A 12,260-nucleotide genomic window follows, 5' to 3' on the forward strand; every position below is an offset into this window, starting at 1 on the left:
GGACCAGCGGCAGCGGCATGGGCAACCGCAGATCGTACAGCTTGTACAGCCGCTTCTCGATGCGCCAGATGTTCGTGTACGTGGGTAGGTCCACGCCCCTACTCCCCTAACTGCGCGAGCACGGGTCCGACTGCCGATCCTCCATCCGGGTCAGGAGACGTCCACGCCGAGGGCCTTGGCAATGGCCTTGGCCGTGGTCTCGATGATGTTGGGCACGTAGAAGACCACGCCGATCCCGATCGCCAGCACGATGAATTGGACGAATCGCGTGATCTCGCGGGTGAACAGGAAGAAGATCGCCACAATGGAGACGATCACCAGGAACAGCGGACCGAATATCTGCCGCAGCCAGTCGGCGAGCTGATCGGTCTTGAGTTCGTCGTTGTCGGCGGGCGCCGCCAGGATCTCGTGCGGAATCGACGCCATGATGTGGTGCAGCATCGACTGGCTACCTTCCTCGATCGGCGGAGTCGCTGGGGGCTGGTGTCGTCACGTCGCGGCCTCTCATGATGTGCTCGGTTCGGTGGTGCCGCGAATGTCGCGTACCAGCCAGGTCGTCCCCTTCTTGACCATCGCGATCTGGTAGGTCTGCTCCAGCTCGCCGCCGCCGCCCTGGGGCAGCTGCCAGACGACGGTGGCGGTGACGCTGCGCTCGCCCGGGGATCCCTTCGGCGCGACGACCTCCTTGACCTGCACGAAGGTCACGGTGTTGGCGAGGCCCGCGATGGCGGGGCCGCTGGAGAAGCGCGACAGCGCCGCCTGGTTGCCGGTCGCGTACTGCGGGAAGAAGGTGCCGAGGAACGGCTTCAACTCGTTCTCGAGCGCGGTGTCGCGTTCCTGGACGCCGCCCTGCGGAAGCTTCGCCTTCGTCGGCGGGGGAAGCAGCGCGGGCCGCGCTGACACGACGAGGGAACCGTTCTGGTCGGCGTAGACGGGAACGGCGAGCCGCAGCCACCGGTCGGCGGTCCGGGCGAGCAGCATCACGGTCGCGTTGCTCGCGTCGCGCGCTTCGACTCCCGCCACCTGAACGGACTGCAACCGCATCTGCCCGGCACCGTTCCAACCGAACTGGGGGTCGGCGCCGTCGGGCAGGAAGGTCTGCAACTGCGCCTCGCGGGCGGGGGCGGTCTTCTGGTCGTAGTTGAGGTAGACGTTGGCGAACTGGAGGGCGAACGCGCCCGCCGCGCTACTCGGGAAGCTCGCGCCCCGCGCGGGCCTCGGCCCGGTGACGGGATCGGTCTGGTCGTCGTCGGAGGTGAACCGTTCGAACGGGGCCCGAACGCCGTTGACAAGGATGACCAGGATGACGGCCCAGAGGACGGCGCGCCCGACCCAGACCCACCAGCGTCCGCCGGATCCGCCCCAGCGGCCGCCGCGACGTTGGCCGTCCGCCGCACCGGCGGGCCGGTCCCACGGGTCGGCGGACGAGGCGAGCGCCCGGCCGGGCGCCGCCGTCTCCTCGACTGCGGCGGTGTCACGGCCGCGTGCCACGGCCGACCTGCGAGCCATCCTGCCTCCGCTCGCGCCTCGCCCCCGGTCGGCGCGGTCCTTGTGCCTGGTCCCTGTGCGTACTGGTGCTGTGCGTACTGGTCGCTGTGTGTCTGGTCTTGTGGTGCCTGGTGCCGTGCGCGTGCTCGTGTCGCCTGGTCGTGTCGCCCGGTGGCCTTTCTGAACCCACCTCGGGCCCAGGGTAACCACGAGCGTCAATTGTTCCAGCGCATCCCAGCGAAGCACAGCCCCGGCGCGCGGGTGTGGATAATGCAATCCACCTCAGCAGGAACAGGGAGGATTGCCAAACGGTGACGATCCCCTATCCGAGGCTCCGAACGGCGCGCCACCCCAGGATCCGGACAAGTGTCGCGACTCGGCAGTTGCTTGGTTGCCAGCTGACCTCCCCGACCGCAATCTCTTCCCGAAGAATCCGGCACAGTGTCCGATTCGGGACATTCATCGCGAAAATCCGCAGCTCAGCGACCACCCACCCCCCGCACGCCCCACCCACCCCAGCGACCCCACCACCCGCCCACCTGTAGCCAACATCACACCCCCCACCCCCGCCTCGGACGGCTGCGGAGACTTCGGGGTCAGTCGGCCCAGGGGTCGACGAGCTCGACTCCGGTCCACGCGAAGTCCTTGGTGTTCCGGGTCGCGCACGCGGCGCCCCGGGCCCGGCAGATCGCGGCGATCTGGGCGTCGGCCGTGCTGATCGGCAGTCCGGCCCGCTCGCGCGCGGCGAGGACGTCCGCGTAGTGGTCGGCGGCGTCGTCGTCGAACGCGAGCACCGCCCGGGTCTCCCGGTAGGGCCGCAACGCGGCGTCGATGCTCGTGACCAGCGCGGCCTTACGGCGGCCCGCGGGGAGCCTGCGCATACCGGCCAGGAGTTCGGCGAGCGTGACCGCCGTGATGGCGACGTCGCCGGTGAGGGATTCCAGCCACGCGACGACGCGGGCGTCCGGGTGCGGCCTGAAGACCTCCGAGATGACGTTCGTGTCGAGAACGATCACTCGAAGTCCACCGCGCGCGCGACGTCGTCGCGCTCGGGCACGGGGAGATCGTCGATCCCGCCGACCTCCCGCGCCGCCCGCATGAGCGCCAGGCCGATGTGCGGCCTGCGCACCGCGTTGGTGAGGATGTCGCGGATCTCGGCCTCCATGGAGCGCCCGTGCTCCTTCGCCTGGGCCGCGAGCCGCGACTTCACGGACTCGTCGAGCCCGCGAACGACAACGGATGCCATCGAGACCACCTCCCAAAGTGCTATCAACGATGATAGCAATGAATCGGTACCCTCGGCCTGACGTGCGCGAAGGGCCCTTGCCGACGGCAATCCTTCGGGGCGTTAGACGTTGAAGCGGAATTCGACGACGTCGCCGTCCTGCATGACGTAGTCCTTGCCTTCCATGCGGACCTTGCCCGCGGTGCGGGCGGCGGCCATCGAACCGGCGGTGGTGAGGTCGTCGAAGGAGACGATCTCGGCCTTGATGAAGCCGCGCTGGAAGTCGGTGTGGATGACGCCCGCGGCCTCGGGGGCGGTGGCGCCCTTGCGGATCGTCCAGGCGCGCGACTCCTTGGGGCCCGCCGTCAGGTACGTCTGTAGGCCGAGGGTGTCGAAGCCGACGCGGACGAGCTGCGACAGGCCCGACTCGTCCTGGCCCATGCCCTGGAGGAGTTCGAGGGCCTCGTCGTCGGGCAGCTCGATCAGCTCGGCCTCGATCTTGGCGTCCAGGAAGATCGCCTCGGCGGGGGCGACGAGGTCGCGCAGGCGTGCCCGCAGGGCCTCGTCGGTCAGCTCGGACTCGTCCAGGTTGAAGACGTAGAGGAAGGGCTTCGCGGTGAGCAGGTGCAGTTCGCGCAGGAGGGTCAGGTCGATTCCGGCGGCTTCGGCGCCCGCGAAGAGGGTGACGCCGCCGTCGAGGAGTTTCTGCGCGGCGTTGACGGCGTCGACGACCGCGAGCTTCTCCTTGTCCTTCTTGGTGCGGGCCTCCTTGTCGAGCCGCGGCAGCGCCTTCTCGATCGTCTGGAGGTCGGCCAGGATCAGCTCGGTGTTGATCGTCTCGATGTCGCGGGACGGGGCGACGTCGCCGTCCACATGGGTGACGTCCGGGTCCTCGAAGGCGCGGATGACCTGGCAGATCGCGTTGGTCTCGCGGATGTTGGCGAGGAACTTGTTGCCGAGGCCCTGCCCCTCGGACGCGCCCTTGACGATGCCCGCGATGTCCAGGAACTCCATCGTCGCAGGAATGATCTTCTGCGAGTCGAACAACTCCGCCAGCACGGTGAGGCGCTGGTCGGGGACGCCGACCACGCCGACATTGGGCTCGATGGTCGCGAACGGGTAGTTGGCGGCGAGCGCGTCGTTCTTGGTCAGCGCGTTGAACAGGGTGGACTTGCCGACGTTGGGCAGCCCGACGATTCCGATGGAGAGGCTCACGGCGGTCAAGTTTATGGGCGCGGACGCACCCGTTGGGCTGCCCGGAACATCCGTTGGACCGCTTGATGTCCGGAGAGGCGGGTGGCCACGGCGCGTCGCGGTCGCCGTTCGCGGCCGCGCTGTCACGATGAACGGATGGACCTCGCGCTGTTCGTCGGCCTCGTCGTCGGCGCCGTGTTCGGCGTCGTCGCCGGATACGCGCTGGCCCAGGGGCGGCAGGGCGCGCTGATCGCGCGGGCGCGGGCGGCGGAGGAGAAGCTCGCCTACGCCGAGGACCGGATGGCCGAGCACTTCGAGAGCCTGTCGGCGAAGGCCCTGGACGCCAGCAACCAGCGGTTCCTGGAGCTGGCGGACGCGAGGTTGAAGGCGGCGGGCGTCGAGGCGGCCGGTGAGTTGGAGCGGCGGCAACAGGCCGTCGAGCATCTGGTGGCACCGCTGAAGGAGACGCTCGCCAAGGTGGAGGAGCAGCTCCGCGAGGTCGAGACGGGACGCCGCGAGTCGCACGCGATGCTGGCCAAGCAGGTCGACTTCGTCCGGCAGAGCTCCGACCAGCTGCGCCGCGAGACGCAGTCACTCGTCCGGGCGCTGCAACGGCCCGAGGCGCGCGGACGGTGGGGCGAGCTGCAACTGCGCCGCGTCGTGGAGCTGGCCGGGATGACGCACCACTGCGACTTCGACGAGCAGGCCAGCTCCGTGACCGTCGACGGGCGGGTGCGTCCCGACCTGGTGGTGCGGCTGGTGGGCGGCAAGAGCATCGTGGTCGACTCGAAGGTGTCGCTGGCCGCGTATCTCCAGGCCGCCGAAACAGGCGATCCGGTGCGGCTGGACGCGCACGCCCGCCACCTGCGCGACCATGTCGACCGGCTGGCGGCGAAGTCGTACTGGCAGGCGTTCAGCCCGTCGCCGGAGTTCGTCGTGCTGTTCATTCCGGGCGAGGCGTTCCTGGCGCCCGCGCTCGACCGCGACCCGGGTCTGCTGGAGTACGCGATGCGCAGACGGGTGCACATCGCCACGCCGACGACGCTGATCTCGATGCTGCGGACGGCGTCCTACACCTGGCAGCAGGCCGCCCTGTCGCGCAACGCGCGCGCGGTCTTCGACCTGGGCAAGGAGCTGTACGAACGCCTTGGCACGATGGGACGGCACGTCGACGACCTGGGCCGCGCGCTGACCGGTTCCATCAAGGCCTACAACCGGACGATCGGGACCCTGGAGACGCGCGTGCTCGTCAGCGCGCGCAAGCTGAACGAACTGGGCGTGATCGACGACGGCCTGGACGGGCCGGGCCCCGTGGAGGAGAGCCCCCGCGCGCTCTCCGCCGCCGAACTGACCGCGCACGAGGAACCGTTCCCCCCGCCTTCGGCGGGCCGGGAGGACGGGCGCGTGTCCGACGACGAGCCGTCTCAGGCTGGCCCCACCGTGGAACCGATAGGTTTCGGTGAGCGAGCCATCCCTGAGCAGAGTGACCGGCGCGACCTCCACGAGGGCGCGCCGGAGAGCGCGGGGAGCCGTCCCTCCACCGAGGGTCGTCCCTCCACCGGGAAGGGGTGGCGATGAGTTCATCGACGGTACGCGACGCGCCGGGCGGCGCCTCGCCGGCCCCAGGGGGTCCAGTGGCACGTGAGCGCGGCGGGTCCCCGCGGACGCACGCGGCGACCTCCTCCGGCGGCCCGATCAGCCTCACCGGGCGCGGCGGCATCGTCGTCATGTTCGGCGTCGGCGTGGTGTGCGGGCTGCTGTCGCACTGGTTCGGCGTGTCGCTGCTCGCGGGCGCGGGCTTCGCGATCGGCTGCGCGCTCGCCGCGTTCGCCACCCGTCCGGCGGATCTTCTGACGCTCGTCGTCAGCCCGCCGCTGGTGTTCTTCGGCGCCACGTTCACGGTGGTCGTCGTCACCACGATCGGCGACGGGTCGCTGCTGCGCGGCGTCACCGTCGGCGTGCTGACGGCGCTCGCGTCCACCGCGCCGTGGCTGTTCTTCGGCACGGCGCTGGTCGTGGTCGTCTGCCTGGCCCGCGGGCTCAGGACGAACGTCCGGGACCTGCGGGAGAAGCTCGCCGGGTTCCGCCTCTTCGAGAAGGAGGAGAACGAGAACCCCGTCCGCTGGGACGAGTCGCCCGCCTCCCACGAACCGCGCCGCCTCCACCACGGCGACGTCGACTGACCCGCCCGACAGATCCGGGCTGGGCTGATCCGACGGTCAGACGGGCGTGATGCGCAGGTCGCGGCGGAGTTCCTTCGGGAGCGAGAACCGCATGTGCTCCGGGACGGACTCGATCTCCTCGGCCGCACCGAAGCCGCGCTCGTACAACCAGGCCAGCACGTCCTGGACCAGCTCGTCCGGGACGGACGCGCCGCTGGTGACACCGACCGTGGTGACGCCCTCCAGCCAGGCCGGGTCGATGTGCTCGGCGTAGTCGACGAGCCGGGCGTCGTCCGCGCCGTGCTCCTTGGCGACCTCGACGAGCCGCACGGAGTTGGACGAGTTCACCGAGCCCACCACGATGACGAACTGAGCCTGCGCCGCCATCTCCTTCACCGCGACCTGCCGGTTCTGGGTGGCGTAGCAGATGTCGTCGGACGGCGGGTCGGTCAGATTCGGGAAGCGCTCGCGCAGCTTCTCGACGGTGGCGACGGTCTCGTCCACCGACAGCGTGGTCTGCGACAGCCACGCGACCTTCTCCGGGTCGCGGACGGTGATGTTGGCGACGTCGTCCGGGCCGTCCACCAGGTGGATGTGGTCGGGCGCCTCGCCGGTGGTGCCGATGACCTCCTCGTGGCCCTCGTGCCCGATCAGCAGGATGTCGTAGCCCTGCGCGGCGAACCGCACGGCCTCCTTGTGGACCTTGGTGACCAGCGGGCAGGTCGCGTCGATGGTGCGCAGCGACCGCCCCTCGGCCTCCTCGTGCACGACGGGCGCGACGCCGTGCGCGGAGAACACCACGATGGCGCCCTCGGGGACCTCCTCGGTCTCGTCCACGAAGATCGCGCCGCGTTCCTCCAGCGTCCTGACGACGTGGACGTTGTGCACGATCTGCTTGCGGACGTAGATCGGGGCCCCGTACTTCTCCAGGGCGATCTCGACCGCCTGCACCGCGCGGTCGACGCCCGCGCAGTAACCGCGCGGCTTGGCGAGCAGGACACGTCGCTCCGTGTTGCCGGTCATGCGTCTATCGTACGAGGGACGGGGCGGGGCCCGTGCGGCGGCGGTGACGGCCCGCCGGACGGGGTGAGAGCGCGCCGCCAGTGGGGACGACTCCCTGGTGAGGCTCGCCGTGTGATCCCCAGGGTGACCACGATCGCATCCATGGGGCAGAGTGACACCAACGAGACGACGCCGTTCGACCGGCCGCGTGAACAGATCCCGTGTTCGGGACGGCAAGGAAGAGGAAAGACGATGACGAGATCGCCGCGCCGCCTCAAACAGCAGGTCCAGGACTCGGTGGGCGAACAGGTCCGCGACCTTCCGCTGCACGCCGTCCGGCTGGCCATGTTCGGCGTCGGCCGCGCGCTGCTGCTCGGCGACCGGGTGAGCCGGGACTACAAGGAGATCACCGAGGGCGGCGGCGTCCGGCCGGTGCTCGGACGGCTGCGCGACGACGTCCAGGAGACCGCGGAGAAGGTCGTCGAACGTGTGGTGGAGCGGGTCCGCGGCGACCAGCCCGAGTCCGAGTCCGAGCCCACGACGTCCCGGCACGCCGAGGGCGAGGAGATCTCGATCGGCAAGCCGGACGACGAGACGCAGCACACGCCGAAGCACGCCCGTCCCGGCGCCCCGCCGAAGCCCGCGCGCCCCGGCGCCCTGGGCAGGCACCACGCCCAGTCCGAGGGCAAGTCGGCCGACACGGCGGCGGACAAGCCCGAGCCGCAGCCAGAGACCAAACCCGAGCCGAAGGCTGAGGCCGGGCCGCAGCCGGAGACCAAGCCTGAGCCGAAGGCAGCGGCCGAGCCGGAGAGCAAGCCGGAGCCGAAGCCGAAGACCAGGCCGGAGACCGGGGCGAAGGGCAAGCCCGCCGAGCCCGAGCGCGTCGCGAAAGACCTGCCGGTGCCCGACTACGACCACGCCACGCTGCCGCAGTTGCGCGCGCGCCTGCGCGGACTGTCCGTCGACCAGGTCAGGCTGCTGCGCGAGTACGAGCGCGAGCACGCCGCCCGTGAGGACGTCATCGGCATGTACGAGCGCCGCATAGCCAAGCTCAACGGCTCGAACTGACCCACGCGGAAAGGCCCCCGGCGAACCGGGGGCCTTTCTCATGAGCGGGGACGTCAGGCCGTGGCGGGAGCGTCCTGGAGGGCGTGGTCGGCGTCGACCCGCTCCAGCGCCCCGAGGTGGCGGCGGCGCACCGCGAGGACGCCGATCGCGACGGCGCAGCAGGCCGCCCCGACGAAGTAGGGCACGTTCGCGTTCAGCTCCTCGGCCAGCTTGGTCGCGATGTAGGGGGCGAGGGCGCCGCCCATCCAGCGGACGAAGTTGTACCCGGCGGACGCGACGGGCCGCGGGCTGTCGGAGACCTCCATGGCGGCCTCGGTGAACGCGGTGTTGTTCAGCCCGATCGGGATGCCGGACAGGATCGTGCAGACGACTATCCCGTCACGTCCGAGGACGGCGAGGCCGAGCTGGCAGACGATCAGCAGCCCGAGCGCCAGATACATCACTCGGACCGTTCCAAAGCGTCGTTGCAGCGCGGGCGCGCCGAACACCGACGCCAGCGCCACCATCACGCCCCAGCCGAAGAACACCAGCCCGATTCCGTGCGCGCTCATGCCGAGGACGAACGGCGTGAACGCCAGAATGGTGAAGAAGGCGTAGTTGTAGAACAGCGCGGTGAACGCCGTCGTGGACAGCCCGCCGTGCGCGAGCGCCCTGATCGGAGCGCTCAGCCGGGTCTTCTGCGCGGGCCTGGGCGGCGGCTTGAGCATCGTGCTGATGAGCAGGAAGCCGATCGCCATCAGGATCGCGGTCCCGAAGAACGGGAACCGCCAGTTCATGTCGCCGAGCAGCGCCCCGGCGAGCGGCCCGAGCGAGATGCCGAGCCCGAGCGCCGCCTCGTACAGAATGATCGCCGACTCGGCCCCGCCCCCGCCCTCCGAGGGGGGACGACCCCCCACACCCCCCGAAGCGCCTCCGGCACTGGTGGAGGCCGCCCCGACGATCACGGCGAGCGCAGTGGCGACGAAGAGGGCGTTGCCGAGCCCCCAGCCCGCGCGGAAGCCGACGAGCTGCCCGACGGTGTCGGACGTCCCGGACAGCCCCGCGAAGACCACGACGAGCGCGAGTCCGATCAGCAGCGTCCGCTTGCCGCCGATCCGGCTGGACACCCAGCCGGTGATCAGCATGGCCACGGCCGTGATCAGGAAGTAGCTGGTGAACAACAGGGACACCTGGCTGGGCGAGGCGTCCAGGTTCTTGGCGATGGCGGGCAGGATGGGGTCGACCAGCCCGATGCCCATGAAGGCGACGACGGCGGCGAAGGCGGTCGCCCAGACCGAGAGCGGCTGCCTGAGGATGCCGCCGCCCTTGGGAGCCGCCGAGGGCCTCGCGTCCATGGATTACCTCCGTGTGCGGGTTCAGGGTGCGCGTGTCTCCGAGGTGCCGAGGAGCTTGTCCAGGGCGGGAAGCGCCGCGGCGACGGCCGTGCGCTCCTCGTCCGTGAGGTTCGCGAACCGCTCCGCGAGGAAGCCGATCCGGCGTTCCCGTCCGGCGGCGAGCCGGTCGCGTCCCGTCGCGGTGAGCCGGACGGTCACGACGCGGGCGTCGGCGCCGTCCCGGCCGCGCGCGACGAGACCGTCCCGTTCGAGCCGGTTGATCTGCGCGGTCATGGTCGGCATCCGGACGCCGTGCTCGTCGGCCAGCCCGGTCATCCTGCGCGGTCCGTGCTCCAGGGAGCCGAGGACGGACAGCTGCTGGCTGGTGATCGGCTGGTCGGCCCCGGCCCGCCGGAGCATCAGCACGACATGCCGCAGGCGCAGGTTGAGCTGTTCGGCGAGATGGCGTTCGGTCGCGGTCACGATGACTCTCCTCGAATACTTAGCTAGACTAAGTTAGCTGGGCTAATGATGCGAAGGCCGGGCGGTGTCTACTCCGTCACACCCCGAAACCCCGTTCCACCCTCGGAGCATGGCGGGCACCGTAGGCTTCCCGCATGGCGATGGAGACCACGGCCGAATCTCCCGTGCCGGTGCGGACGGTCCTGCAAGCGGTGAGCGGCTGGATCGGCAAGCTCGGACGGATCTGGGTCGAGGGCCAGATCACCGACCTCAACGCCCGCGGCGGGACGGTGTACATGACGCTCCGCGACCCCGTGGCGAACATGTCGGTCCGGGTCGTCGGGCCGCGCGCCGTGGTCGAGGCGGCGGGCCCGGCGGTGACGGACGGGGCCCGCGTCGTCGTGCACGCCAAACCCGACTTCTGGATCAACCGCGGGACGTTCTCGCTCTCCGTCCTGGAGATCCGGCCGGTCGGGGTCGGCGAGCTGCTGGCCCGGCTGGAGCGGCTCAAGCAGGTCCTCGCCTCCGAGGGGCTGTTCCGGCCCGAGCGCAAGCGGCCGCTCCCGTTCCTGCCCGCCGGGATCGGGCTGATCTGCGGGCGCGACTCCGACGCCGAGCACGACGTCCTGCAGAACGCGCGGCGCCGGTGGCCGGCGGTGGCGTTCCGGGTGGAGAACACCGCGGTGCAGGGCTCGTACGCGGTCGGCGAGGTGATGGAGGCGCTGCGCGCGCTCGACGCCGATCCCGGGATCGATGTGATCATCATCGCGCGCGGCGGCGGCGCGATGGAAGACCTGTTGCCGTTCTCGGACGAGGCGCTCGTGCGCGCGGTGTCCGCCGCCCGCACGCCCGTGGTCAGCGCGATCGGCCACGAGCAGGACGCCCCGATCCTCGACCTGGTCGCGGACGTGCGCGCCTCCACCCCGACGGACGCGGCGAAGAAGGTCGTCCCGGACGTGCGGGAGCAGCTCCAGCTCGTCCGGCAGCTGCGCGACCGGGGGCGGCGCTGCCTCGCGGGCGGGCTGGACCGGGAGCAGGCGTGGCTGCGGTCCGTCCGGTCCAGGCCCGCGCTGGCCGACCCGGTGCGGGAGGTCGAGCGGCAGTCCGAGCGGGTCACCGTGATGCGCGACCGGGCGCGGCGCTGCCTGTCCGGCGCGCTGGACCGGGCCGGTGACGCGCTCTCGCACACCCGGGCCCGGCTGCTGGCCCTGTCCCCCGCCGCGACGCTGGACCGCGGGTACGCGATCGTCCAGCGGGAGGACGGGACGGTCGTGCGGGAGTCATCGACGATCAAGGACGGCGAGGACCTCCAGGTCCGGCTGGCCGCGGGCCGCCTCGGCGTGACCGTCACCGAACGCCGCGAATCAGAGGAGTCCTAGGGTGGGGCAGATGGCGCAGGACAAGGAGACGGCGGAGAAGCCGTCGTACGAGCAGGCGCGGGACGAGCTGGCCGAGGTCGTCAAGCGGCTGGAGGCGGGCGGGCTCACGCTGGAGGAGTCGCTCGCCCTGTGGGAGCGCGGCGAGAAGCTGGCCGCGATCTGCGAGGAGTGGCTCGAAGGCGCCCGCGCCCGGCTGGCCGCGGCCCTCGACCGCCCGGAGAACGGCGACGCCGCCGCCCCGTTCTGACCACCGTTCCAGCCGGGGCTCAGGGGCCGGGCGTCGCCGACGGGGACAGCGCCGCGTCCTTGGCCTGCGGCTTGAGCGCCCCGGCGAGGATCGCCAGCTCGGCGTAGGACGCGGTGCCGGTCACGACGAGGCTCGTCCCGTCCGGCAGGGTCCGGGCGAGCGAGTTGGCCTTCTTGTCCTTGCGGTGGTACTTCGTCCAGACGGCGCCGCCGACCTGCTGCGTCCCGATCGGCTTGCTGCTGTTGGCCATGCGCGGGATGTAGTCGGACGCCTTCTCGTTGCTCTGCTCCAGCGCCCCGTACTCGTCGCTGGGGGTCACGAACCCCAGATGCCACGCGACGGGCTTCTCGCCTTCGGACCCGAGGCCGGTGACACGGGAATTGGTCGGACGCCACTTCGCCGAAAGCCCCTCAGGCGCGTAGACGGTGAAGGGCGCGCCGTTGCGCATCGCCCACAGCTGCGAGCCGTAGTCGACCTTCGGCAGCACCTCCTTGCCGCCGCGCGGCGTGACGGCGTAGATCGCCAGCACGATCAGCAGGCAGGCGCCCATCGCCAGGGCGAAGCCGCCGAGCCCGGTCGTGAGCCGCTTGTACGCGCCCGGGCTCACCTCAACGACGGGCCGCCCGACGGGAGCGTCCCCGCTCGGGGCCGTTTCGTCGGAGGTGTCCGGGGTGTCCGTGGCGGAGGACGAGGTCTTGTCGGTCACCCCTCCAGGATCCC

General features: G+C 70.9%; 15 protein-coding genes. 5 read left to right on the forward strand and 10 right to left on the reverse strand.

What is annotated here, in order from left to right; genetic code table 11:
• The 6 genes from ABD808_RS38425 to ychF all read right to left on the reverse strand — a co-directional run.
• A partial coding sequence (locus ABD808_RS38425; protein WP_425548882.1) for a hypothetical protein occupies nucleotides 1–94 on the reverse strand: 94 nt, incomplete at its 3' end.
• A 56-nt stretch (nucleotides 95–150) separates the two neighbouring features.
• The gene (locus ABD808_RS02270; protein ID WP_344888799.1) at nucleotides 151–441 is read right to left on the reverse strand and encodes a hypothetical protein; all 291 of its coding nucleotides are present in this window, start codon (nucleotides 439–441) and stop codon (nucleotides 151–153) included.
• Between the two features lie 63 nt (nucleotides 442–504).
• The gene (locus tag ABD808_RS02275; RefSeq protein WP_344888802.1) at nucleotides 505–1,509 is read right to left on the reverse strand and encodes a conjugal transfer protein; all 1,005 of its coding nucleotides are present in this window, start codon (nucleotides 1,507–1,509) and stop codon (nucleotides 505–507) included.
• A gap of 575 nt (nucleotides 1,510–2,084) precedes the next feature.
• On the reverse strand, nucleotides 2,085–2,504 hold the full coding sequence (locus ABD808_RS02280) for a type II toxin-antitoxin system VapC family toxin (RefSeq protein WP_344888805.1): 420 nt from the start codon (nucleotides 2,502–2,504) through the stop codon (nucleotides 2,085–2,087).
• Nucleotides 2,501–2,734 carry a FitA-like ribbon-helix-helix domain-containing protein gene (locus ABD808_RS02285; RefSeq protein ID WP_344888808.1) on the reverse strand — a complete coding sequence of 78 codons (234 nt, stop codon included), beginning with the start codon at nucleotides 2,732–2,734 and terminating at the stop codon, nucleotides 2,501–2,503. Before ABD808_RS02285 ends, ABD808_RS02280 begins: the two co-directional genes overlap by 4 nt.
• 102 nt (nucleotides 2,735–2,836) lie before the next feature.
• A complete protein-coding gene (ychF, locus tag ABD808_RS02290) occupies nucleotides 2,837–3,928 on the reverse strand; it encodes a redox-regulated ATPase YchF (protein ID WP_344888811.1) in 1,092 nt (363 codons plus the stop codon).
• A gap of 135 nt (nucleotides 3,929–4,063) precedes the next feature.
• Between ychF and ABD808_RS02295 the strand changes: the two genes are divergently transcribed.
• Both ABD808_RS02295 and ABD808_RS02300 read left to right on the forward strand, forming a co-directional pair.
• The gene (locus tag ABD808_RS02295) at nucleotides 4,064–5,485 is read left to right on the forward strand and encodes a DNA recombination protein RmuC (RefSeq protein WP_344888814.1); all 1,422 of its coding nucleotides are present in this window, start codon (nucleotides 4,064–4,066) and stop codon (nucleotides 5,483–5,485) included.
• A gap of 56 nt (nucleotides 5,486–5,541) precedes the next feature.
• The gene (locus tag ABD808_RS02300; protein ID WP_344888817.1) at nucleotides 5,542–6,090 is read left to right on the forward strand and encodes a DUF6542 domain-containing protein; all 549 of its coding nucleotides are present in this window, start codon (nucleotides 5,542–5,544) and stop codon (nucleotides 6,088–6,090) included.
• Nucleotides 6,091–6,126: 36 nt separating this feature from the next.
• Here ABD808_RS02300 and ABD808_RS02305 read toward each other — a convergent pair whose 3' ends face one another.
• Complete coding sequence (locus ABD808_RS02305) at nucleotides 6,127–7,092, reverse strand: 4-hydroxy-3-methylbut-2-enyl diphosphate reductase (RefSeq protein WP_344888820.1); 966 nt, start codon at nucleotides 7,090–7,092, stop codon at nucleotides 6,127–6,129.
• 231 nt (nucleotides 7,093–7,323) lie between these two features.
• Between ABD808_RS02305 and ABD808_RS02310 the strand changes: the two genes are divergently transcribed.
• Nucleotides 7,324–8,139, forward strand: a complete 816-nt coding sequence (locus tag ABD808_RS02310; RefSeq protein WP_344888823.1) for a DUF8129 domain-containing protein — start codon at nucleotides 7,324–7,326, stop codon at nucleotides 8,137–8,139.
• Between the two features lie 53 nt (nucleotides 8,140–8,192).
• Here ABD808_RS02310 and ABD808_RS02315 read toward each other — a convergent pair whose 3' ends face one another.
• Both ABD808_RS02315 and ABD808_RS02320 read right to left on the reverse strand, forming a co-directional pair.
• Nucleotides 8,193–9,473: an MFS transporter gene (locus ABD808_RS02315; RefSeq protein ID WP_344888826.1), complete on the reverse strand. Its 1,281-nt coding sequence runs from the start codon at nucleotides 9,471–9,473 to the stop codon at nucleotides 8,193–8,195.
• A 21-nt stretch (nucleotides 9,474–9,494) separates the two neighbouring features.
• Nucleotides 9,495–9,935 carry a MarR family winged helix-turn-helix transcriptional regulator gene (locus ABD808_RS02320; RefSeq protein WP_344888829.1) on the reverse strand — a complete coding sequence of 147 codons (441 nt, stop codon included), beginning with the start codon at nucleotides 9,933–9,935 and terminating at the stop codon, nucleotides 9,495–9,497.
• A 134-nt stretch (nucleotides 9,936–10,069) separates the two neighbouring features.
• Between ABD808_RS02320 and xseA the strand changes: the two genes are divergently transcribed.
• Nucleotides 10,070–11,293, forward strand: a complete 1,224-nt coding sequence (xseA, locus tag ABD808_RS02325) for an exodeoxyribonuclease VII large subunit (RefSeq protein ID WP_344888832.1) — start codon at nucleotides 10,070–10,072, stop codon at nucleotides 11,291–11,293.
• Between the two features lie 10 nt (nucleotides 11,294–11,303).
• On the forward strand, nucleotides 11,304–11,540 hold the full coding sequence (locus ABD808_RS02330; protein WP_344888835.1) for an exodeoxyribonuclease VII small subunit: 237 nt from the start codon (nucleotides 11,304–11,306) through the stop codon (nucleotides 11,538–11,540).
• A gap of 19 nt (nucleotides 11,541–11,559) precedes the next feature.
• On the opposite strand, the gene ABD808_RS02335 is transcribed toward ABD808_RS02330, so the two are convergent.
• Nucleotides 11,560–12,246 (reverse strand): DUF4245 domain-containing protein, encoded by a 687-nt coding sequence (locus tag ABD808_RS02335; RefSeq protein ID WP_344888838.1) that lies wholly within the window; start codon nucleotides 12,244–12,246, stop codon nucleotides 11,560–11,562.
• Nucleotides 12,247–12,260: the final 14 nt, after the last annotated feature.

Origin of the sequence: Actinomadura meridiana, assembly GCF_039537545.1 — a bacterium.
GTDB lineage: Bacteria > Actinomycetota > Actinomycetes > Streptosporangiales > Streptosporangiaceae > Spirillospora > Spirillospora meridiana.

What these genes read in the sequence shown, in the direction of transcription:
- ABD808_RS02270 (WP_344888799.1), bottom strand. Translation starts at nt 441, where the DNA reads ATGCTGCACCACATCATGGCGTCGATTCCGCACGAGATCCTGGCGGCG.
- ABD808_RS02275 (WP_344888802.1), bottom strand. Translation starts at nt 1,509, where the DNA reads ATGGCTCGCAGGTCGGCCGTGGCACGCGGCCGTGACACCGCCGCAGTC.
- ABD808_RS02285 (WP_344888808.1), bottom strand. Translation starts at nt 2,734, where the DNA reads ATGGCATCCGTTGTCGTTCGCGGGCTCGACGAGTCCGTGAAGTCGCGG.
- ABD808_RS02295 (WP_344888814.1), top strand. Translation starts at nt 4,064, where the DNA reads ATGGACCTCGCGCTGTTCGTCGGCCTCGTCGTCGGCGCCGTGTTCGGC.
- ABD808_RS02305 (WP_344888820.1), bottom strand. Translation starts at nt 7,092, where the DNA reads ATGACCGGCAACACGGAGCGACGTGTCCTGCTCGCCAAGCCGCGCGGT.
- ABD808_RS02310 (WP_344888823.1), top strand. Translation starts at nt 7,324, where the DNA reads ATGACGAGATCGCCGCGCCGCCTCAAACAGCAGGTCCAGGACTCGGTG.
- ABD808_RS02315 (WP_344888826.1), bottom strand. Translation starts at nt 9,473, where the DNA reads ATGGACGCGAGGCCCTCGGCGGCTCCCAAGGGCGGCGGCATCCTCAGG.
- xseA (WP_344888832.1), top strand. Translation starts at nt 10,070, where the DNA reads ATGGCGATGGAGACCACGGCCGAATCTCCCGTGCCGGTGCGGACGGTC.
- ABD808_RS02330 (WP_344888835.1), top strand. Translation starts at nt 11,304, where the DNA reads ATGGCGCAGGACAAGGAGACGGCGGAGAAGCCGTCGTACGAGCAGGCG.